Genomic DNA, 21,539 nt, shown 5'->3' on the forward strand with positions numbered 1-21,539 from the left:
CCCACCGGGTTCTATCTCGCGCGGGACGTTCTACCTCAGCGAAAGACGAAGCGACCTCACGCCGCCTGCGGCACCGCCACGAGTCCTCGCGAGCGCTCGAGCCGCTCGACGAGCAGCGTGCCGGCGGCCACGACCGGCAGCAGCACGAGGTTCCCGACCAGCATGGTCCGCAGGAACGGCAGGCCGGCGACGTAGCTCGCCACGAGCCCGTCGAGCCCCGCGGGGTACCAGACCCCGCGACCCTGGAACCAGACGCCGAAGTTGGTCCAGAAGAAGAACCACAGCGACCCTCCGACGCCCAGCCCGGCGGCTGCACCCACGCGGCCCCACCCGGAGGTGCTGCGTGTCAGGAGAGCTGCGAGGCCCACGACGAGCCACGCGCTCCACGTGAACAGCGCGATCGACGTGTTGCCCAGCGCGAGGTCCGAGACCACCGCGACGACCAGCGGCGCCAGGAACGCCAGGCGGTGCCGGACGAGGACCGCGGCGACGAACGCCGCCGAGGTCACGAGCTCGAGGTTCGGCGGGGCGCCGATCTCCTCGCGCACGAGGCGGAACACGATCGCGAGCGCGACGAACGCCACCGCGATCGCGGGGCGCCACCAGCGGGTCAGTAGGTCTCGAGCTTCCACGTGATCTCGTCTCCCGTCTCCGTCACGAGCGACCCGGCGCCGACCTGGGCCATCTCACCGTTCACGTACAGGGCCCAGAACTCCTTGGCGGAGTCCTGCGCCTCGCGCCCGTCGATCCCCGTGACGAACGCGTTCTCGCCCTCGCCCTGGACCACGGCGGTGGGGTCGGCAGCGACGAGCAGCTCGAGCGCGGTCTTCCCGGCGACGCCCTCGTAGGTGAGCTCGACGTCGTCCGCCGAGTCGTCAGCGTCGCCGCTCGTCGCGTCGTCCGCCGACTCGGACGCGTCGTCGTCGGCGGCGACCGTCGAGGAGGCCGTGGTGTCGGCCGCGGGCGTGTCCTCGCCCTGGGCGCATCCGGCCAGGAGGCCGACCGCGAGCAGGAGGGACGTCAGGGCGGTCAGCGAGCGTGCCGGGGTGGCACGAAGAGTCTGGGGGTTCACACCTGGCAGTCTACGAACGCTCGCCCCGAGGCGGGGCGAGCGCCCAGCAGACGGGACGTCAGGCGTCGATGCGCGCCCTGTCCAACCCTGCGGCCCCCGCGATGATGAAGTCCTTGCGCGGTGCGACGTCCGATCCCATGAGCAGCTCGAACACGCGCTCGGCGGACTCGGCGTGCTCCGCGGTGACACGGCGCAGCGTGCGGTGGCGCGGGTCCATGGTGGTCTCCGCGAGCTGGTCGGCGTCCATCTCCCCGAGCCCCTTGTAGCGCTGGATGTCCTCCTTGTAGCGCTTGCCGGACCGGTCGAGCTTCTTGAGCACGTCGCGCAGCTCGGCCTCGGAGTACGTGTAGATGTACTCGTTCTTGCGCGAGCCCGCGCCGATGACCTCGACGCGGTGCAGCGGCGGCACGGCCGCGTAGACCCGGCCCGCGTCCACGAGGGGGCGCATGTACCGGAAGAAGAGCGTGAGCAGGAGCGTGCGGATGTGCGCGCCGTCCACGTCCGCGTCCGTCATGAGCACGACCTTGCCGTAGCGCGCGCCCTCGAGGTCGAACGAGCGCCCCGAGCCGGCACCGATGACCTGGATGATCGCGGCGCACTCCGCGTTGCGGAGCATGTCCGTGACCGAGGCCTTCTGGACGTTGAGGATCTTCCCGCGGATGGGCAGGAGCGCCTGGAAGTCGGAGCTGCGGGCGAGCTTGGCCGTGCCGAGGGCCGAGTCCCCCTCGACGATGAAGAGCTCGCTGCGCTCGACGTCGTCGCTGCGGCAGTCCGCGAGCTTGGACGGCAGCGACGAGGTCTCGAGCGCGTTCTTGCGGCGCGAGATCTCCTTCTGCTTGCGCGCGGTGATGCGGGCGCGCATCTCGGCGACGACCTTGTCGAGGAGCAGGGAGGCCTGCGTCTTCTCGTCGCGCTTGGTCGAGGTCAGCATGGCGCCGAGCTGCTGCTCGACGACGCGCGCCACGATCGCCCGGACGGGGGCCGTCCCGAGGACCTCCTTGGTCTGCCCCTCGAACTGCGGCTCGGCGAGCCGGACCGTGAGCACGGCCGTGAGGCCCGCGAGGACGTCGTCCTTCTCGATGCGCTCCGAGGCGTCCTTGGTGGACACCTTGAGCCGGCGGGCGTTGGTCTCGACGCCCTTGCGCAGGATCTTGAGCAGCCCGGCCTCGAAGCCCGCGAGGTGCGAGCCGCCCTTGGGCGTCGAGATGATGTTGACGAAGGTCCGCAGCTCGGTGTCGTAGCCCGTGCCCCAGCGCAGCGCCACGTCGACCTCGCAGTCGCGCGTGACCTCCTGCGGGGTCAGGTGGCCCCGCTCGTCGAGGACCGGGACGGTCTCCTTGAACGTGCCGGAACCCGTCAGGTGCCACGTCGCGGTCACCGCGGGGTCCGGGGCGAGGAAGTCGACGAAGTCGATCGTGCCGCCCGAGTGCTGGAAGCTCTCCTCGACCGGGCCGTCGGCGCCGGGCGTGCCCGGCAGCCCGCGCTCGTCGCGCAGCGTGATCTTGAGGCCGGGCACGAGGAAGGTCGTCTGCCGCGCGCGCGTCACGAGCTCGTCGTAGGAGAAGACCGCGGTCTTGGGGAACACCTGGCGGTCCGCCCAGTAGCGCACGCGGGTCCCGGTCCTCCCGCGGGGCGCCTTGCCCACGACGGCCAGCTCGGAGCGCTCGACGAACGGTGTGAAGGCTGCGTCCGGGTCCGGTCCGGACGCGGGGTCCGCGAACACCCCGGGCTCGCCGCGGTGGAACGTCATGCGGTAGGTCTTGGAGCTGCGGTCCACCTCGACGTCGAGGCGCGAGGACAACGCGTTGACGACCGAGGCGCCCACACCGTGCAGGCCGCCCGAGGCGGTGTACGAGCCGCCGCCGAACTTGCCGCCCGCGTGCAGCTTGGTGAAGACGACCTCGACGCCGCTGAGGCCTGTCTTGGGCTCGATGTCCACGGGGATGCCGCGCCCGTTGTCCTTGACCGTCACCGAGGTGTCGGCGTGCAGCACGACCTCGATCGCGTCGCAGTTGCCCGCGAGGGCCTCGTCGACCGAGTTGTCGATGATCTCCCACAGGCAGTGCATGAGACCGCGCGAGTCGGTGGACCCGATGTACATGCCGGGTCGCTTGCGGACGGCCTCGAGTCCTTCGAGGACGGAGAGGTGCCGTGCGGTGTAGCTGGACTCAGAGGTGGTCGTCACGAAGGGAAAGCCTAGACGCTGCCACCCACAGGTCCTCGCCGCCGGGCCGTGACGCGTCGCACTCGGTTCCCACGACCTCCGTATTCCCGAGAAGCCGCGGCTACGCGGGTAGCGAACCCGGGCCATTTCGGTACGAGGAAAGGGTCCCGGGATGATTACATGGTCACGTGACTGCTACGACGACTGAACCGCTGACCGTGGCCGACCGTTGCGACCGTTGCGGCGCCCAGGCGTACGTGCGCGTGACCATGCCGAGTGGGGAGCTGCTCTTCTGCGCCCACCACGCCCGCGCGCACGCTGCCGCCTACGCAGACATCGCGACGCACGTCCAGGACGAGACCGACCGCCTGCTCGCGGAGCACGGCGCTCGCTGAGACCCCCGCGTGCGCTCGACGCGCACAGGACACCCTGAACCCCGACCGGTGATCATCACCGGCCGGGGTTCTTTCTGTCCGGACTACGGCGCCCGGGCGACGTGGGTGCCGGACGGAGCCCCCGCCGTCGGGCCGCAGGAGCAGCGCCCGTGCCGCTCCCGACGGCGCGGGCGCGCCCCGTGCAAGCCTCTCGCCAGCACGCGACGCTCCCCCGTGCCCGACGGCGCCACGCGCCCCCGTACCCCGTCTCGCCCGGGCCGGGCGCGGGCAGCGCGCACGACCCCATGACCAGGCTGTGGTCACCCCGGAGACACTTCAGTGCCCGGCCCCGGGCTCGGGTGAGAACGGCGGTCTGNCCTCTCGCCAGCACGCGACGCTCCCCCGTGCCCGACGGCGCCACGCGCCCCCGTACCCCGTCTCGCCCGGGCCGGGCGCGGGCAGCGCGCACGACCCCGGACGCACGAGAGGCCCGCACCCCTTGCGGGGTGCGGGCCTCTCGGCGCTGCTGGTCGGACCGGTCAGTCCAGGTAGTCGCGCAGGACCTGCGAGCGGCTCGGGTGACGCAGCTTCGACATGGTCTTGGACTCGATCTGACGGATGCGCTCACGCGTCACGCCGTAGACCTTGCCGATCTCGTCGAGCGTCTTGGGCTGCCCGTCGCTCAGGCCGAAGCGCATGGAGACCACGCCGGCCTCACGCTCGGAGAGCGTGTCGAGGACCTGGTGCAGCTGCTCCTGGAGCAGCGTGAAGCTCACGGCGTCCGCGGGGACGACGGCCTCGGAGTCCTCGATGAGGTCACCGAACTCGCTGTCACCGTCCTCGCCGAGCGGCGTGTGCAGCGAGATGGGCTCGCGGCCGTACTTCTGGACCTCGACGACCTTCTCGGGGGTCATGTCGAGCTCCTTGGCGAGCTCCTCCGGGGTGGGCTCGCGGCCCAGGTCCTGGAGCATCTGGCGCTGCACGCGGGCCAGCTTGTTGATGACCTCGACCATGTGCACCGGGATACGGATGGTGCGGGCCTGGTCGGCCATGGCTCGCGTGATGGCCTGACGGATCCACCACGTCGCGTACGTCGAGAACTTGTAGCCCTTGGTGTAGTCGAACTTCTCGACCGCACGGATCAGACCGAGGTTGCCCTCCTGGATCAGGTCCAGGAAGAGCATGCCGCGGCCCGTGTAGCGCTTGGCGAGCGAGACGACCAGACGCAGGTTGGCCTCGAGCAGGTGGTTCTTGGCGCGACGACCGTCGCCCGAGATCCACTCGAGCTCACGGCGCAGCTTGGGCTCGAACGTGTCGCCCGAGCTCAGGCGCTCCTCGGCGAACAGGCCGGCCTCGATGCGCTTGGCGAGCTCGACCTCCTGCTCGGCGTTCAGCAGCGCGACCTTGCCGATCTGCTTGAGGTAGTCCTTGACCGGGTCCGCCGTGGCGCCCGCGGTCACGACCTGCTGGGCAGGGGCGTCGTCGTCGTCCGCGTCGGAGTAGACGAAGCCACGCGACTCGTCGGCCTCCTCGGCGGGCTTGGCGGCGGTCGCGGGGGTCTCCGCGTCGTCGTCGGTCTCGACGAGGTCCTCGACCACGACCTCGTCGGAGTCCTCGTCGTCCTTGGCTCCGCGCTTGCGGCGCGTCGTTGCCGCGGCCTTGGGTGCAGCCGTCTTGGCCGTCGTGGCGCGCTTGCGCGTCGCAGGGGCCTTGGCGGCGGGCGCTGCGGCCTCGTCGGTCGCGGCGTCCGTGGACTCAGCCGCGGCGGCGGCGGTGGCCGCAGCGGTGCGCGTCGTCGTGACGGCACCTGCCCGCGGGGTCGCGGCCTTCTTGGTGGCGGGCTTGACGGCCCGCGACGTCGTGGTGGAGCGCGAGGAGGTGGCGGCGGCGACCTTGGTCGCGACGGGGATCTCGACCTCGACACCGGCACCGGCCAGTGCACGCAGCACGGCCTTCAGACGCTTGGGGTCGCCGATCGTCGCGCTCTCGCAGGCGTTGCGGAAGCTCTCGGCGTCGACCCGGCCGTTCTCACTGCCCTTGCGCAGCAGTTCCTGCAACGCGGGGTGTTCGAACTCGTGCGGGAGAGCGGGGTTCTGGGAAGAGGGCGCCACAAACCGACCTTTCGGCAATCACTGGAGGGGCGTGCCCGGGAGATCGGAGGACTCTCGGATCATGTGCGGACACCTATATTGTACCGGCCGAACCGTCGTCGAACGCCGGTGAAGCGTGTTCCGACGCGGGTGAGTTGCCGCCAACGGGCCTGCACACGTCCACTCCGCTGCTGTCGTCCCCTGGTCAACGCACCGGAGCCGCGGAAGATTCCCCCCGACGATGGTCCTGGTCACACCCTCCTGCCCGCGCGCGTCGCGGCCGTCCGGGCGACGCCTCACGGGTCCTGCGAGCCGTGTCAGGGTCGGTGGGGCTTGACCGCGAGCACCGGGCAGGGAGCGTCCAGGAGGATGCGCTGGGCGTTGGACCCGAGGATGAGCTTGCCGACCGGGCTCCGCCGCCGCAGACCGATGACGATCAGGCCGGCACCATGGGTCTCCGCGGTCGCCACCAGGTCCTCGGCGACCTCGCCCGTGCCCGTCACGACCTGGTGAGGGATCCCTGCCTCGTCGAGCGGCGCCGTGATCCGGGCGATGTCGGCGAGCCGCTCCTCGACCTGCTCGGGGAGGGACCGGCCGTCCTTGTCGCTCACGACGACCAGGAGCTCGCTCCGACGGCTGATCGCCTCGTCGACGGCCGTGCCGAGCGCCTCGCGCCCCTCGGGGGTGGACAGGTAGCCGACAACGACTGTCATGGGAATCCTCCGTCATGCCTGAGGCATGCCTGCTGGCGCGCGCAGGACGGGCTGCTCCCGGGCTGCGGACCGGGACCACCCCGGCAGGTGCGACGGTACCGGAACGCCCGTGGATCCTCACCTCGCGGCACCTGCCTCGGCGCGGGCCCAACCCGGCGCGAGCCCCGCCTCGAGCGCGCTCCTCACGAGCAGCGCGAGCCGGTAGGCGGGATCCGCGTCGAGCGCCCTCCCGAGCCGGTCCGCGGCGAGCCCGCCGTCGCCCTCCCACCAGGCGAGGAGGGCGAGGAGCGTGAGCGCCGGCGCCTGTCGCCCCGTGCGGCCGGCTCCCACGACGGCCTCGAGGACCGTGCGTGCGCTCCGCACGACGTCCGGGTCCGGCGGGAGCCCGACCGCGGGGTCGACCATCGCCGCGATGGCCGAGGCGGTCCCCGCCTCGACCTGCGGTCCCGGGACGGCGGTCGCGGTGAGGCGCGCGACGTCCTCGGTGCCCGCGACGAACGAGAGCAGGACGGCGTCCCGGACCGGGATGCTCTCGAGCGCCGCCTCGAGTCGTCCCAGGAGGGCGGGCGGAAGCACTGTCTCGCCCCCACCCTCGCGCCGGTCGGCGACCGCGACCGCGGACCGCCACGCCTCGAGCCCTCCGGCCCGCCAGCGGGCCGCGGCGTCCCCGCCGACCGCGAGCGCCTTCTCGCGGTCGGCGCGCCAGCGCGCGGAGGCCCGGACGGCCCGACGGCGCAGCGCGGGCTCGAGGACCGGGATCGCGAAGGAGTGGGCCCGGGAGGGCGCGACAGCAGCCCCCGCGAGGACCATGTGCGCGCCGACCTGGGTGGACTCGAGGTCGGTGAGGGGCCTGCCTGCCGCGGGGCAGCACGCCTCGTCGAGGCAGTCGAGCGAGGAGTACCCCCGCGGGCCCACGACCCAGACCTCGAGGTCTCCGAGGAAGTCCTCGGCGGCCTCCCGGCAGTGCTCGACCGCCGCACGCTCACGGGCCGCCGGGGCGCCGCCCGCGCGCAGGTCCACGTCGGTGTACACGACGAGCACCGCACGCCGTGCACCGTCGGCGCACAGGTGGGACACGAGCGTGCGGGCGACCTGCGGGCCGTGCTCGAGGTCCGCGAGGTCGGTCAGGTCCGTACGGGCGACCAGGCCCACCCGGCCGCGCGGGGCGCGCAGGCTGATCAGGACCGCACTGTCGTCGGGGCGGTACCCGAGGCGGAAGGGGACGTAGGCGAGGAGCTCGCGGGGCCCGCGGGCCCGGATCGTGGTCGTCATGTCGCTCATCCCACCGCGCGACCGGCGCCCTGAGGAGAGGGCGGGCACGGCTGTGGACGTCGGACCGGGCCGGCGTGGGCTGTGGTCGAGCCACGCACCGCGCACTGACTACGGTGTGGGGGTGCGTCGTCCATCTGACTCGATCGATCGCCTCCGGACCGTGGGGGCGTCCGCCACCGCGGCCTGCCTCGCGCTCGGTCTGCTCGTGGGCTGCTCGGCTCCTGCCGACCCCCCGACCGGACCCGACCGCGGCACGGACGCGACGCCGTCGGGCGATGCCTCCGCCCCGGCCCCCGAAGGCCTGTCCCCCGCTGCCGACATGCCCTCGTTCGACGAGAGCTCCGTCGCCGGCTCGCTCGTCGCGGGCTTCCCGGCCGACGCCGTCCCCGTCCCGCCCGAGGCGCAGGTCCTCGCGAGCTCCGCGGCCGACGTCGAGGGCCAGCCCCTGCGCCAGGTCACGCTCAACCTCTCGTCGACCGCCTCGGTCCAAGAGGTCCTCGACTTCTACTCGCAGGCGATGGCCGCGGCGGGCTTCACCGCGGTCGAGGGCTCCTCGACGGGCGGCCTGAGCGGCCAGGCCGCGTTCAACCGGGCGACGCCCGAGGGCGCGACCGAGACCCTGTTCGTGGGCGTCCTCGACACCGAGGACGCCCGGCTCGTGACGGTCAGCGGGCAGGTCGCACCTCCCGCGTGACCTAGGCTGCGGTCATGCCTGCTGACGCCCCTGCGCCCGCCTCACCGCCCGTCGACCGCGAGAACCTCCGCCCCGACGTCGACGCGGCTCTCAGTGCCTTCCTCGACACCCAGCGGGCCCAGCTCGCCGCGATCGGCGAGGACGCCGCACCGCTCGCCCAGGCGACCGCCGACCTGCTCACGGGCGGCAAGCGGCTGCGAGCCGCCTTCTGCTACTGGTCCTGGCGCGCGCACGGCGGCCAGGTCGACGACGGACGCCGGCGCGCGGCCGTCCGGACGGGCGCCGCGCTCGAGCTCTTCCAGGCGGCCGCGCTCTTCCACGACGACGTCATGGACAACTCCGACACCCGGCGCGGCCGCCCCGCCGCGCACCGGGCGTTCGCGGCCCGGCACCGCGACGCGGCCTGGTCCGGCAGCGACGTCCAGTACGGCTCGTCGGCCGCGATCCTGCTCGGCGACCTGTGCCTCATCGGGAGCCAGGCGGAGATCCGTGGGGCGCTCGTCGGGGTCCCCGAGGACGTCGCGCTGCGGACCCGGACGCTGTTCGACGACATGCAGACCGAGGTCACGGTCGGGCAGTACCTGGACGTGCTCGCGCAGGCCGTGCCGTGGGGCCAGGACCTCGACGCCGACGAGGCCAGGGCGCGCGCGGTGATCCGCTCGAAGTCGGCGCGGTACTCGGTCGAGCACCCGCTCGCGCTGGGGGCGGCCCTCGCGGGCGCCTCCCCCGACCGCCTCGCGGCGGTGCCCACCTACGGTCTGCCGATCGGCGAGGCCTTCCAGCTCCGCGACGACCTGCTGGGAGTGTTCGGCGACCCGTCCACGACGGGCAAGCCCGCCGGGGACGACCTGCGCGAGGGCAAGCGGACCGTGCTGGTCTCGCGGGCGCTGCGGACCGCGACGCCTGCCCAGCGCGAGCTGCTGCTGGGTGCTCTGGGCGACCCCGCGCTGGACCTGGCCACGGTCGACACGCTGCGTGGGCTGCTGGTCGAGACCGGCGCGGTCGCGGCGGTCGAGCGGCTCATCGACGAGCTGAGCGAACAGGCCTTCGCAGCGCTCGACGCAGCCGACCTCGCGGCGCCGGGTGCCGAGGTGGTCGCCGAGCTCGCGCGCGCCGCGGTGCAGCGCACGGCCTGAGGCTCGGCGCGTCGGCGTCGGACACCGTCCGGCCCGCGCTGCGCCTCCGGCGGCGCGCGTCCGACGGTCGCCGCTCGACGGTGCGCGTCACCGCCGAGCGGCGCCGGGCGTCAGGAGGTCAGAGCAGCGCCTGGGCGACCCGACGCACCTCGGCCTTGCGTCCGGCGAGCAGCGCCTCCATGGGCGACGTCCCGAGCGCCTCGTCCGGGCTGAAGAGCCACTCGATGATCTCCGCGTCGGTGAAACCGAAGTCGGTGAGGACCGCGACCGTGCCCTGCACGGACATGAGCACCACGTGGCGCCCGTCCTCGGGGTTCTCGGGGGCGGGCGCCACGTTGGCCGGGTTGGCCCGGTGCGCCGGGACCACGAAGGCCGCGGGGATCTGGAACGAGGTGCGTTCGCCACGCTTGACGCCGACGACGCGCCGGTCCTGGACGATGCTGCGGGCCTGCGTCACGGTCGTGCCGAGCACCTCGGCGAGTTGGGGAAGGGTCAGCCACTCGGGAACGAGCTGCTCGAGGTCAGTCACATCAGTCACGGGACCAGCGTACGTGGCTCCGGGCACGGCGCCCGCCCCCGTCGCTCACGATCCGTCCGCACGACCCCCACCACCACGATGCGGCGCCTCACCGGTTCCACGTCCCAGGACGCCTAGACTTCCCACGTGGCAACTGTGACGACTGATCCGTTCGTCGGCCGCCTGGTCGACGGGCGGTACGAGGTCGTGTCCAAGATCGCCCGTGGCGGCATGGCCACGGTGTACCTGGCGCTGGACCGACGACTCGACCGCGAGGTCGCGCTCAAGGTCATGCACCCCCACCTGGCCGAGGGCTCGGACGGCGCGGAGTTCGTCTCGCGCTTCCGGCGCGAGGCGCGGGCCGCGGCGGGCCTGACCCACGCGGGCGTGGTCGCCGTCTACGACCAGGGGATCGACGGCGAGACCAGCTACCTGACCATGGAGTACGTACCGGGCACGACGCTCCGCCACGTCCTGCAGGACGAGCGCGCGCTGGCCGTGGGCCGCACCCTCGAGCTGCTCGAGGAGATCCTGGACGCCCTGGCCGCGGCCCACCGCAAGGGCCTGGTCCACCGCGACGTCAAGCCGGAGAACGTCCTGATCGACGCGTCGGGGCACGTCAAGGTCGCGGACTTCGGTCTCGCACGTGCCGTGACGGAGGCCGCGTCGACCGCGACCAGCACCATCCTCGGCACGGTCGCCTACCTCGGCCCCGAGCTGATCACGTCGGGCCGCTGCGACGCACGGACGGACGTGTACGCGGTCGGCGTCATGGCCTACGAGATGCTCACGGGCCGCCTCCCCTACACGGGCGAGACCCCGCTGCAGGTCGCCTTCCAGCACGTCAACTCCGACGTGCCGCCACCCTCCGACGTCGAACCGTGGCTCCCCGCCGAGCTCGACGTGCTGGTCTGCGCCCTCGCGGCGCGCACACCCGACGACCGGCCGGTCGACGCCGGGGCGGCCCTGACCCTGGTGCGCCAGACCCGGGCAGCGCTCGACCCGGCCGTCCTCGACCGGCGATCGGTCCCCGCGAGCAGCGGCACGGCAGGCACGGACCGAAAGAGCCCGGACTCCGGTGCGACGGCCGTGCTGGCCTCGGTCGCCGCGGTGGGGGCCGCGACGGCCGGCGCGTCTCGCGCCGCCGCGGACCGGCAGACCGGCGCCACGGCCTCACCCTCGGCCGCCCAGCCCGACTCGACCCCGACGACCGTCCTCACGGGTATCGGGCCCGCGTCGACCGCTCACCTGGTCACGACGTCGGCCCAGGGCGACGGCGTGCAGCACACGCTCGCGATGTCGCGCGGGGACCTGGAGGTCGACGGCTCCGACGACACCCCCTCACCCCGGTCACGCCGTCGGCGCGCCGGCTGGTGGTGGTTCGTGGTCGTCCTGCTCCTCGCCGGGGCCGCGGTCGGCGCGTCCTGGTGGTTCCTCAGCGGCCCGGGCGCCTACACGGCGGTCCCCGGGAACCTCGTGGGCGCGACGCAGGCCGAGGCCGAGACGACGCTCCGGGCGGTCGACCTGCGCAGCACGGTCAAGGAGGCCTACGACGACAGCTTCCCGGCCGGCACGGTGATCTCGACCGATCCCCCCGCGGGCGGCAAGGTCCGCAAGGACGGTGCGGTGAACCTGCTGGTCTCGCTCGGGGTCAAGATGCTCGACGTCCCGACCGGGCTCGTCGGGACCACGGCTGACTCCGCGACCGCTGCCCTCGAGGCCGCGGGCTTCGAGGTCGGCGACCCGGTCGAGGACTACAGCGACAACATGCCCGCGGGCGACGTGCTCGCCGTCTCGGTGCCCGAGGGCAGCTCGCAGCCCCACAGCACCGTCGTCCAGCTGACGGTCTCCCAGGGGCCCGCCCCCGTGACGGTGCCGCAGGTCGTGGGGATCGAGAAGGACGCCGCGCTCACGGCCCTCACCGACCTCGGCCTCGACCCGAGCTCGACCGACGACTACTCCGAGACGGTCGCCGCGGGGCTCGTCATCAGCCAGACCCCCGAGAACGGTACCGAGGGCCACCGCGGTGACAAGGTCGCGCTCGTCGTCTCGCTCGGCCCGCCGCTCGTCGAGATCCCCAACACCTACGGGCGCAACGTCACCGAGGCCGAGAAGATGCTCACGGACGCGGGCTTCGTCGTCGAGGTGCGCCACCCGCAGGGCATCAGCCCGCTCAACATCGTCTACGCCCAGTCCCCCGAGGGCGGGGCCGGGAAGACCGCGCCCAAGGGGTCGACGGTCGTCGTCAACGTCTTCTGACGTTGCTCGGTCCTCTGACCCCGGCTCGGCCACCTGGCCGTTCGCGAGGTAGAGGGCTCGCGTCGAGGTAGAGGGCTGCACGCCTCTACCTCGACGGTTCCCCTCTACCTCGCGGCCCCCTCCGGGCCCGTCGACCTCGCGCACGCCCTCTCAACCGGTACGAGACAGCCCGACGGCGGCGCACCTGCGGGTGCGCCGCCGTCGGGCTGCATGGGGTCTTCCCGGGCCTCGAGCCCGGTCGTGAGCGGACGCCGGCTCAGCGTGCCTGGAGCATCTCCGCGACCTGGAAGGCCATCTCGAGCGACTGCTGGTGGTTCAGGCGCGGGTCCACGAGGGTCTCGTAACGCAGGGCCAGCCCCGCGTCGTCGATCTCCTCGCTGCCGCCCAGCACCTCGGTCACGTCGTCGCCCGTGAGCTCGACGTGCAGGCCACCGGGCACCGTGCCGAGCGCGCGGTGGACCTCGAAGAAGCCGCGGACCTCGTCCAGGACGTCCTCGAGGCGGCGCGTCTTGTACCCGCTGTCCGAGGTGATGGTGTTGCCGTGCATGGGGTCCGTGACCCACGTGACGGGGGCGCCGGACTCGCGCACGGCCTCGACGAGCGCGGGCAGCGCGTCGCGGATCCGACTCGCTCCCATGCGCGTGATGAACGTCAGCCGGCCCGGGATCGCGTCCGGGTTGAGCTTGTCGATCAGGCGCAGCGCGTCGTCGGGAGCCGTGGTGGGACCGAGCTTGACCCCGATCGGGTTGGCCACGCGCGACAGGAAGTCCACGTGCGCGCCGTCGAGCTGGCGCGTGCGCTCACCGATCCACAGGAAGTGCCCCGAGGTGTCGTACGCGTTGCCCGAGCGCGAGTCGATGCGCGTGAGCGAGCGCTCGTAGTCGAGGATGAGCGCCTCGTGGCTCACGAAGAACTCGACCGTGCGCAGCGCGTCGAAGTCGACCCCGCACGCCTTCATGAAGCGGATCGCGCGGTCGATCTCCGCGGCCGTGCTCTCATAGCGCGCGTATGCGGGGTTGCGCATGAAGCCGCGGTTCCACTCGTGCACCTGTCGCAGGTCGGCGAAACCGCCACCCGTGAACGCCCGGACCACGTTGAGGGTCGCCGACGAGATCCGGTAGGCCTGCATGAGCCGCTCGGGGTCCGGGACGCGGTCCTCGGTCGTGAAGGCGTGCCCGTTGACCATGTCGCCGCGGTACGCGGGCAGCGTGACCCCCTCGCGCGTCTCGTCGTTCGAGCTGCGCGGCTTGGCGTACTGCCCCGCGAGCCGACCCATCTTCACGATGGGCATGCTCGCGCCGTGCGTCAGGATCACGGCCATCTGCAGGATGGTGCGGACCTTGTTGCGGATGCGCAGGGCGTTGGCGTCCGCGAACGTCTCGGCGCAGTCACCGCCCTGCAGGAGGAAGGCCTCACCCCGGCCCGCGGCGGCGAGCCGCGAGCGCAGGGTGTCGGCCTCCGAGGGGACCACGAGCGGCGCGGAGGCCGCGAGCCGCGCGGACACGTCCGCGAGGGCCGCGGCGTCGGGCCACGTGGGTTGCTGCTGCGCGACGAGGGAACGGAACGCGTCCAGTCCCTGGGTGATCTCCGCGCCGGTCGTGGTCGCCATCAGCGGATCAGTGCGCCGTGGGAGCAGCGGGCACGAGCGGCTGGCCGATCTCGCCCAGCAGGTCGCCGAACCACGGCTGGGAGACGTCGAACGCCTTGCCGCCCGCGATGCGCGGGAACTCGATCGCGCGCAGGCGGTCGCCGTTCTCCTCGTCGTGGCCGATCACGCCCGACTCGCCCTTGAACGCGCAGTCCACGGCGAGGTCCGTCATCGACTTGATGAGGCGCAGGTCCTCGGCGTTCGCGGCCGCGGCGCGCGAGTAGTAGCCCGACTTCTGGACCATGGTCTTCTCGGCGCCGAGCTTCTCCGCGAACTGCTTGGCGAACCAGGCACCCGGGTTGATGGTGTCGAGCTTGACGTGGCCGAACGGGTCGCGCTCGACCGTCTCGCCCGACGCCTCGAGCTGCGCGACGATCTCGTTCATGCCCGCGCCCTCGGACAGGAAGATGTTGACGTTGCCGACCTCGTCCATGACGGTGCGCAGACGCGCGGCCTCGGCCTCGATGTCGAGCGCGAGCTCGGGGACGAACACCGCGTGGATGTCCCACCGCTCCTTGGTCAGGCCGATGCCCGGGACCCACTCCTGCGTGTCGAGCCACTTGCGGTACTCGGCGGCCGAGGCGGCGGTCAGCCAGCCGCAGTGACGGCCCATGACCTCGTGCACGATCAGCATGCGCGGGCCCGAGCGGTGCTCGCCGATGATGTTGCGCGCGAAGCCCGCGGCCTCCTCGGCGGCGGTCCACGCACCGAGCGACTGACGGATCGGGATCACGTCGTTGTCGATCGTCTTGGGCAGGCCCACGACCGTGAGCTCGTAGTCGTTCTCGTGCAGGTAGGCCGCGAGGTCCGCCGCGGTCGTGTTGGTGTCGTCGCCACCGATGGTGTGCAGGACGTCGACGCCGTCGGCCTTGAGCTGCTCCGCGGCGACCTGCAGCGGGTCCTGGCCCTCCTGGACGAGGCCGCGCTTGACGCAGTCCTTCGCGTTGGTGAGCTTGACGCGCGAGTTGCCGATCGGCGAGCCGCCGAAGCGGTGCAGGATGCCCGCGTTCTTCCGGGTCTCCTCGTCGACGACGATCTTGTTGCCGGTCAGCAGGCCGTGGTAGCCGTGCTGGTAGGCGATGATCTCGACCTCGGGGGCGAGCTCGGTGTAGCGCTCGATCAGACCGCCCACGGCGGAGGACAGGCACGGGGCGAAACCACCGGCCGTCAGGAGTGCGACGCGACGAACCTGCCGACGATCAGACATAGCAAAGGAGCCTCTCGTTGAAGGATGCCGCCGTGCCTGCGTCGATCGACGCCGGGGATCCCCCGGGGCAGCGGGACGGCCTGCTCCCTCAGTCTACTGACGGCGCGGGGTCCTCCTGCGGCGGTTCCGGCACCTGGACGTCCGGGACCGGCCTGCCGCCCGGCGCTGCGGGCGAGGCGGGAGGTGTGGTAGCGGCGGGTCCGGCCGCGAGGCGCGCCTTGGCCGTCGCGGCGTAGATGTCCACGTACTCCTGGCCCGACAGGCTCATGATCGCGTACATGATCTCGTCCGCGACGGCGCGCAGGATGAAGCGGTCGTTCTCCATGCCCTTGTAGCGGCTGAAGTCGAGCGGCTCGCCGATCACGATCCCGATCCGCATGGGCTTGGGGATCACCTTGCCGATGGGCTGGGCGATGTTGGTGCCGATCATCGCGACCGGGACGACGGGCGCGCCGGACTCGAGCGCGAGGCGGGCCACGCCGGTCTTGCCGCGGTACAGGCGCCCGTCGGGGCTGCGCGTGCCCTCGGGGTAGATGCCGAACAGCTCACCGTCGCCCAGGACCCGCAGGCCGGTGTTGAGCGCGGCCTCGCTGGCCTTGCCGCCCGCACGGTCGACGGGGATGGTGCCCACGCCCCGCATGAACCCGGCCGTCAGACGCCCTTTGACGCCTTTGCCCGTGAAGTAGTCGGACTTCCCGAGGAACTGGACCTTGCGGTTCAGCACGAGGGGCAGGATGAAGGAGTCGATGACCGCGAGGTGGTTGCTCGCGAGGATCGCTCCGCCCTCGTCGGGGACGTTGTCGACGCCGCGCGTCCACGGACGGTACAGCAGCCGGAGCAGGGGGCCGACCATCACCTGCTTCATGAACCAGTAGAACAACGTTCCTCCTTGGAGCACCCCGCGAACACGGGCTGCGGTTCCGACTCTAGAGTGAACCCCATGGCCGCACCGAATGCAGGACCGCAGGACGAGAACGACGGGAAGGACGACGCGATCGAGCCGACCGACGACCAGCCGACCACGCCGAAGGACGACCTCCCCGACGTCGAGGCCCGCTGGGCCGACATCGTGGCGGACCTCTCGGACGTCTCGGCCGCGGCGGAGTCGGCCGTCGCCGAGGCGGGTCCCGGCCCGTCCGGGCCCGACGCGCGCCCCTCGGCCCCGCGCGACCTGCACGAGACGTTCCCGGTCGCGCCCTGGGTCCAGGGCCCGGCCGGCCCCCGGGACTGGCCGGCCACGCCCGAGGTCGAGGACCTCGAGGAGGCCGAGAGCCACTTCACTCCCCCGGACCCGGACATCGGCATGGGCCGCGACCCGCTGCTCACCATGGCCTGGGGCCTGGTCGCCGGCATCCCGATCCTCCTGCTCGTCGGGATGGTCGTGCTCCGCCCGTTCCCGACGATCGTGGCCCAGGTCGCGGGCGGCCTGTTCCTGGTCGGGCTCGCGGTGCTCGTGTGGCGCATGCCCCACCGCCGTGAGGACGACCGTGCGGGGCCGGGCGCCGTCGTCTGACGGACGCCTCCCGCACGCACCGCGGCAGGGTCCGGGCGGCGCCGGGTCGTGCGCTCCCGTGCCCGACGACGTCGCGCGCCCCGGGTGCGCTGCGCACCCGGGCGGGACGACCGACCGGCCATCTCCCCTGACGGGGCGTGCCGAGAAGCCGGACGGCCCACGACCTCGTGCAGAGGTCGGGGGCCGTTCCCGTGACAGAGGCGATGCGACTAGCTGCGAGCGAGGTCCGCGGCGCCGACGATGCCGGCCTCGTTGCCCTGCTGGGCGAGGTCGATCTGCGCCTCGGGGCGATGCCCACGAGCCGAGAGCTGGTCGGCGAACGCCTTGCGCACGGGCTGGAGCAGCAGGTCGCCGGCTGCGCCGACGCCACCGCCGATGACGATCAGCTCGGGGTCGAGCAGCGCCGTCACCGAGGCTGCACCCTCGCCGATCCACCGGCCGAGGGTCGCGAGCAGCTCGATCGCGAGCTCGTCGCCGTCCTGCGCGGCCTGCGTGATCTGGGGGCCGTTGAGCTTGGAGGCGTCGCCGCCCGCGAGCTCGAGCAGCGCGGCAGCGCGGTCCGGCTGGGCGATGAGCGCGGCCTGGCCGTCGCGCACGAGCGCGCTGCCCGACGCGTACTGCTCCCAGCAGCCCTCGTGGCCGCACCCGCAGTAGTGCCCGCCGGGCACGACGCGCATGTGCCCGACCTCGGCCGCCACACCCCAGCGACCGCGCACGAGCTTGCGGTCGACGATGATCGCGCCGCCCAGCCCCGTGCCGACCGTGAGCATGAGCATGTCCGAGGCGTCGCGTCCCGCGCCGAACTGGAACTCGGCCCAGCCCGCGGCGTTGGCGTCGTTCTCGACGACGATCTTCACGTCGTCGTCGCCGATCAGCGCGCGGACCTTGTCAGCCAGCGGGTACTCGCGCCACGCGATGTTGGGGGCGAAGAGGACCGACGTGCGGTCGGGGCTCACGAAGCCGGCTGCGGCCAGGCCCATGGCCTCGACCTCGAACTCCTTGGACAGCTCGGCGTACACGTCCGCGACCGCTGCGTCGATGCTCGCGACGTCGTCGGGCTCGGTGTCGCGACGCGTCTGCGCAAGGATCTTGCCGTTCTCGTCGACCACACCCGCGGCGATCTTCGTTCCGCCGATGTCGACTCCGATGGCATGCATGTCAGGTCCTCACTCACGTAGCGGTCTGGAACTCACAGGATGGGAACACCCGCCGGTAACGGTTGTGCACCGCCTCGGCATCGGTTCTGCGTACGTCCGTCGGCTCCGATCGTCGGTCGATCCCGGCGTTCGCCCAGGTACGGCCTGAAATCTTGCGCAACAGCGCACAGCACCATGAAGAGTACCGACTCGGAGGCGGTCAACGACACTTCCGACCTGTGGGTAGTGTTCTCACACCGTCGACTTCTGCCACTGGAGCCAGCATGGACGAGTTCAGCGCACCGCGCATCATCGATGTCGATCCCCTCGACAACCTCAACGACCTCTTCGCCAGCCGTGTCGCGGCCGGGCCCGACCAGCCGATGGTCGAGGTCAAGAGCGGGCCGGGCGCCCCCTGGAAGACACTGACCGCACGGGAGGTCGACGCCGACGTCGTCTCCGTCGCCAAGGGCCTCGTGGCCCTGGGCATCCAGCCCGGCGAGCACGTCGGCATCATGTCCCGCACCCGCTACGAGTGGACCCTGCTCGACTGGGCCACGTGGGCCGCGGGAGCGGTGCCCGTGCCGCTCTACGAGACCTCGAGCGCCGAGCAGGTCCAGTGGATCCTCTCGGACGCTGGGGTCAGGCTGCTCGTGGTCGAGTCGCCCGCGCACGCCGCCACGGTCGAGGAGGTCCGGGCACAGGCGCCCGAGCTGGGCCAGGTGTTCGTGATCGACGACGGCGGGATCGCCGCGCTCAAGGAGGCGGGCAAGGACGTCAGCGACGACGAGATCGCCCGCCGTCGCGGCCTCGCGAACCTCGCGGACGTCGCGACCATCATCTACACCTCGGGCACCACGGGACGGCCCAAGGGCGCCGAGCTCACGCACGAGAACTTCTACTCGCTGACCGTCAACGCCGTGAAGGCGCTGCCCGAGGTCTTCGCCGAGGCGAACGGTCGCACGCTGCTGTTCATGCCCCTGGCGCACGTGTTCGCGCGCTTCATCGGAGTGCTCGTCGTGGCGGGCGGCACGGTCCTCGGGCACACCCCGGACACCAAGACCCTCCTCGAGGACCTGGGCGAGTTCAAGCCGACCTACATCCTCTCGGTCCCCCGCGTGTTCGAGAAGGTCTACAACTCCTCGGAGCAGAAGGCCGCCGCCGGTGGCAAGGTCAAGATCTTCCACTGGGCCGCCGCGACCGCGATCGCCTACTCCCGCGCCCTGGACGACCCCAAGGGCCCGGGCATCGGTCTCAAGCTCCAGCACAAGGTCGCCGACGCGCTCGTCTACAAGAAGCTGCGTGCGGCGCTCGGCGGGCAGACCAAGTGGGCCGTCTCGGGCGGCGCCCCGCTCGGCGAGCGGCTCGGACACTTCTACCGCGGCATCGGCGTGCGCATCCTCGAGGGCTACGGCCTGACGGAGACCACCGCGCCGACGTCGGTGAACCGTCCGACCGCGACCAAGATCGGCACCGTCGGGCCCCAGCTCCCGGGCTGCGGGGCCAGGATCGCCGAGGACGGCGAGATCCTCCTCAAGGGCCACCACGTGTTCCGCGGGTACCACAACAACCCGCAGGCCACGCAGGACGCGTTCGTCGACGGCTGGTTCCGCACGGGCGACCTGGGCTCGCTCGACGCCGACGGGTTCCTGCGCATCACGGGCCGCAAGAAGGAGATCATCGTGACCGCGGGCGGCAAGAACGTCGCCCCGGCCGTGCTCGAGGACCGCATCCGTGCGCACGCCCTGGTCAGCCAGTGCGTGGTCGTCGGGGACGGGCAGCCGTTCATCGGCGCGCTCATGACGATCGATCCCGAGGGCCTGCCCGGGTGGCTCGCGATGCACGGCAAGGAGCCCATGACCGTCGAGGCCGCAGCGATCGACGTCGACGTCCTCGCAGCGCTCGACACCGCGGTCGACCGCGCCAACAAGGCCGTCTCGCGCGCCGAGTCCATCCGCAAGTTCACGATCCTGACGACGGACTTCACGGTCGAGAACGGCTACCTGACGCCCTCGCTCAAGGTCAAGCGCAACGTCGTGCTCCAGGACTTCTCGGTCGAGGTCGACGCGATCTACGCGGGTGCTGCCGCCCACTGATCCGCACGGAGAGCGCACCGCAGGACGGCCGGTCCCCCCGAGGGGGCCGGCCGTCCTGCTGTCCGCGGTCCCCGCTCTCAGAGCCGCGCGAGCCGCGCGACGAGCGCGGGCGACCCGATCGCCACGGCCCCCATGGCCTGGACGTCGTCCGCGACCTCCCGGTCGCTCGTGACGACCGCGACGGGCCGGCCTTCCGGCTCGGCCGCGACGAGCCGGCGGATCAGGTGGTCGGCGATCTCGCCCGACGTGAACAGGACGCGCACCCCGCGGGTGCTCGCGGGCGGCAGGTGGCCCAGGTCCTGGCCGTCGAAGCAGCACGTGACCTCGGCTCCCGTGCGCGACGCGACGCGCACGAGCCCGTCCACGAGACGGCGGCGCTGCTGCGCGAGGGTCAGCGCTCCGAAGCCGGTCTTGGTCACGTTGTACCCGTCGACGATCAGGTGCATCTGGGGGACGGCCAGGACGTCGTCGAGCAGCGCGGGATCGTCCCCGGCACGCCCGCGCGACCCGGGCCGGGTGCGGCCGGGGACCCCTGGGGCACCCGCGCTGTCCGCGGGAGCGACGGTGTCGGCCGGGCGGAGCGTGGTCGGCGGGATCCCGAGCTCGCGACGGAGCCCGACGGCCGCGTCCACGACCGTCTCCAGCAGGAGCCGGGCGCGCGCGTTGGCCAGCTCGGCACCGGTGTGCGTGAGCGTGCGCGCCTCGTCCCGGGCCGCGTGCGCCCGGTCGAGCGCGACCGACGCCTCGCGCCGCTCGTCGGCGGCCCGGGCCGCGAGCGCCTCGGCGGCCTCGGTGCGCGAGGCGGCCTCGGCGAGCGCTGACCGCGCCTCGGCGCGGGCACGGTCGGCGTCCGAGCGGAGCTTGCGCTCCTGCCGACGCAGGGTCGCGATCTCGGCCCGCGCCTCCTCGAGCGCTGCGCGGTCCGCCGCCGCTGCCTCCTGGGCCGCGGCGAGCTCCGCGACGGCCCGGTCGCGCTCCCCCGCGGCGCGCTCGGCCTCCAGCGCGCGGCGCTGCGCCTCGGCCTGCGCCTCGAGGGCCTCGGCCGCGCGAGCCAGGTGGACCTCCCAGCCGTCGGGTCGCAGGAGGAACGCGCCGACGGCCAGCTCCACGAGGTCGCTCGCGGCCCGCGCTCCCTCGCCCTCCCCCTGCCCGACGGCGGAGCCCCGGTCCCGCGCGGGAGCCGTACCTGTCGTCGTGCTCGAGTCGTCCGACGTGGGGGTGGGGACCAGGGCCTCCGCCGCCTCGGGCGTGGCGTCGCCGCGCGCCTCGCCTCCCGCGCCCGCCGCGCCCTGGGCGGCGTCACCTCCCGCCGACGTGCCGCCGTCGGGCCGGAGGGCTCGTGCCTCCCGCGGGTGCGCGGTGCTCCACGCGGCCGCGACCGCGTGCCGGAACGACGCACTGGTCTCGAGCGCCTGCCACAGCGGCGCCGCGCCCGACACCGCGCGCCGGCGTGGCGCGAACGTGCGGACCCTGCGCAGGGGCACCGGGACGGTCGACGGCTCCCAGGTGCCCAGGACACGCGCGGAGAGCTCGAGGAGCTGGTTGCGGACGACGGAGGGGACGACGAGCGGGTCGGGCGGCGCGTCGTCCGACCGATGCGGTGTGTCCTTCTTGTCCCGACTCGTCCCATCCATGGGTCCACACTACG

18 protein-coding genes are annotated in these 21,539 nt (G+C 72.7%); 6 read left to right on the forward strand and 12 right to left on the reverse strand.

Translation table 11 applies throughout. The features are described 5' to 3' along the window. Positions 1–56: 56 nt before the first annotated feature. Genes ASE27_RS11510 through ASE27_RS11520 form a run of 3 tightly spaced genes read right to left on the reverse strand, consistent with a single transcriptional unit; the run spans position 57 to position 3,257 of the window. Positions 57–632: a DUF6580 family putative transport protein gene (locus ASE27_RS11510; RefSeq protein ID WP_056650199.1), complete on the reverse strand. Its 576-nt coding sequence runs from the start codon at positions 630–632 to the stop codon at positions 57–59. Further along, positions 611–1,072, reverse strand: coding sequence for a DUF4430 domain-containing protein (locus tag ASE27_RS11515; protein ID WP_056650202.1), 462 nt, complete (start codon positions 1,070–1,072; stop codon positions 611–613). Before ASE27_RS11515 ends, ASE27_RS11510 begins: the two co-directional genes overlap by 22 nt. A 58-nt stretch (positions 1,073–1,130) precedes the next feature. Further along, complete coding sequence (locus tag ASE27_RS11520; protein ID WP_056650205.1) at positions 1,131–3,257, reverse strand: type IIA DNA topoisomerase subunit B; 2,127 nt, start codon at positions 3,255–3,257, stop codon at positions 1,131–1,133. 167 nt (positions 3,258–3,424) lie between these two features. On the opposite strand from ASE27_RS11520, the gene ASE27_RS11525 reads away from it, so the two are divergent. Next, positions 3,425–3,631 carry a hypothetical protein gene (locus ASE27_RS11525; RefSeq protein ID WP_056650208.1) on the forward strand — a complete coding sequence of 69 codons (207 nt, stop codon included), beginning with the start codon at positions 3,425–3,427 and terminating at the stop codon, positions 3,629–3,631. A 518-nt stretch (positions 3,632–4,149) separates the two neighbouring features. Here ASE27_RS11525 and ASE27_RS20910 read toward each other — a convergent pair. The 3 genes from ASE27_RS20910 to ASE27_RS11540 form a co-directional block, all read right to left on the reverse strand. Further along, positions 4,150–5,721 carry an RNA polymerase sigma factor gene (locus ASE27_RS20910; RefSeq protein WP_056650212.1) on the reverse strand — a complete coding sequence of 524 codons (1,572 nt, stop codon included), beginning with the start codon at positions 5,719–5,721 and terminating at the stop codon, positions 4,150–4,152. A gap of 296 nt (positions 5,722–6,017) precedes the next feature. Continuing rightward, complete coding sequence (locus ASE27_RS11535; protein ID WP_056650215.1) at positions 6,018–6,413, reverse strand: universal stress protein; 396 nt, start codon at positions 6,411–6,413, stop codon at positions 6,018–6,020. Positions 6,414–6,530: 117 nt separating this feature from the next. Beyond that, positions 6,531–7,685, reverse strand: coding sequence for a DUF4192 domain-containing protein (locus ASE27_RS11540; RefSeq protein ID WP_056650218.1), 1,155 nt, complete (start codon positions 7,683–7,685; stop codon positions 6,531–6,533). Between the two features lie 121 nt (positions 7,686–7,806). Here ASE27_RS11540 and ASE27_RS11545 point away from each other — a divergent pair, with 121 nt between their 5' ends. Together ASE27_RS11545 and ASE27_RS11550 are read left to right on the forward strand one after the other, a co-directional pair. Beyond that, positions 7,807–8,379 (forward strand): hypothetical protein, encoded by a 573-nt coding sequence (locus tag ASE27_RS11545; RefSeq protein ID WP_157257564.1) that lies wholly within the window; start codon positions 7,807–7,809, stop codon positions 8,377–8,379. Positions 8,380–8,393: 14 nt separating this feature from the next. Continuing rightward, positions 8,394–9,515: a polyprenyl synthetase family protein gene (locus tag ASE27_RS11550; RefSeq protein ID WP_056650223.1), complete on the forward strand. Its 1,122-nt coding sequence runs from the start codon at positions 8,394–8,396 to the stop codon at positions 9,513–9,515. 118 nt (positions 9,516–9,633) lie between these two features. On the opposite strand, the gene ASE27_RS11555 is transcribed toward ASE27_RS11550, so the two are convergent. Further along, positions 9,634–10,053 carry an Rv2175c family DNA-binding protein gene (locus tag ASE27_RS11555; RefSeq protein ID WP_056650227.1) on the reverse strand — a complete coding sequence of 140 codons (420 nt, stop codon included), beginning with the start codon at positions 10,051–10,053 and terminating at the stop codon, positions 9,634–9,636. A gap of 126 nt (positions 10,054–10,179) precedes the next feature. Between ASE27_RS11555 and pknB the strand changes: the two genes are divergently transcribed. Then, positions 10,180–12,291: a Stk1 family PASTA domain-containing Ser/Thr kinase gene (gene pknB / locus ASE27_RS11560; RefSeq protein ID WP_056650230.1), complete on the forward strand. Its 2,112-nt coding sequence runs from the start codon at positions 10,180–10,182 to the stop codon at positions 12,289–12,291. 256 nt (positions 12,292–12,547) lie between these two features. Here pknB and ASE27_RS11565 read toward each other — a convergent pair whose 3' ends face one another. The 3 genes from ASE27_RS11565 to ASE27_RS11575 form a co-directional block, all read right to left on the reverse strand. Continuing rightward, a complete protein-coding gene (locus ASE27_RS11565) occupies positions 12,548–13,900 on the reverse strand; it encodes a class II 3-deoxy-7-phosphoheptulonate synthase (protein ID WP_056650233.1) in 1,353 nt (450 codons plus the stop codon). A gap of 7 nt (positions 13,901–13,907) precedes the next feature. Then, a complete protein-coding gene (locus ASE27_RS11570) occupies positions 13,908–15,146 on the reverse strand; it encodes a pyrophosphate--fructose-6-phosphate 1-phosphotransferase (protein WP_056650236.1) in 1,239 nt (412 codons plus the stop codon). An 88-nt stretch (positions 15,147–15,234) separates the two neighbouring features. After that, on the reverse strand, positions 15,235–16,026 hold the full coding sequence (locus ASE27_RS11575) for a 1-acyl-sn-glycerol-3-phosphate acyltransferase (protein WP_231907543.1): 792 nt from the start codon (positions 16,024–16,026) through the stop codon (positions 15,235–15,237). A gap of 60 nt (positions 16,027–16,086) precedes the next feature. Here ASE27_RS11575 and ASE27_RS11580 point away from each other — a divergent pair, with 60 nt between their 5' ends. Further along, a complete protein-coding gene (locus ASE27_RS11580; RefSeq protein WP_056650239.1) occupies positions 16,087–16,659 on the forward strand; it encodes a hypothetical protein in 573 nt (190 codons plus the stop codon). Positions 16,660–16,868: 209 nt separating this feature from the next. On the opposite strand, the gene ASE27_RS11585 is transcribed toward ASE27_RS11580, so the two are convergent. Further along, complete coding sequence (locus tag ASE27_RS11585; RefSeq protein WP_056650244.1) at positions 16,869–17,816, reverse strand: ROK family glucokinase; 948 nt, start codon at positions 17,814–17,816, stop codon at positions 16,869–16,871. 263 nt (positions 17,817–18,079) lie between these two features. Between ASE27_RS11585 and ASE27_RS11590 the strand changes: the two genes are divergently transcribed. Beyond that, positions 18,080–19,891, forward strand: coding sequence for a long-chain fatty acid--CoA ligase (locus ASE27_RS11590; RefSeq protein ID WP_056650247.1), 1,812 nt, complete (start codon positions 18,080–18,082; stop codon positions 19,889–19,891). A 77-nt stretch (positions 19,892–19,968) separates the two neighbouring features. On the opposite strand, the gene ASE27_RS11595 is transcribed toward ASE27_RS11590, so the two are convergent. Next, entirely contained in the window at positions 19,969–21,525 is a 1,557-nt protein-coding gene (locus tag ASE27_RS11595; RefSeq protein ID WP_056650250.1) for an NYN domain-containing protein, read from the reverse strand. Positions 21,526–21,539: the final 14 nt, after the last annotated feature.

Origin of the sequence: Oerskovia sp. Root918, assembly GCF_001428945.1 — a bacterium.
Taxonomy (GTDB): domain Bacteria; phylum Actinomycetota; class Actinomycetes; order Actinomycetales; family Cellulomonadaceae; genus Oerskovia; species Oerskovia enterophila.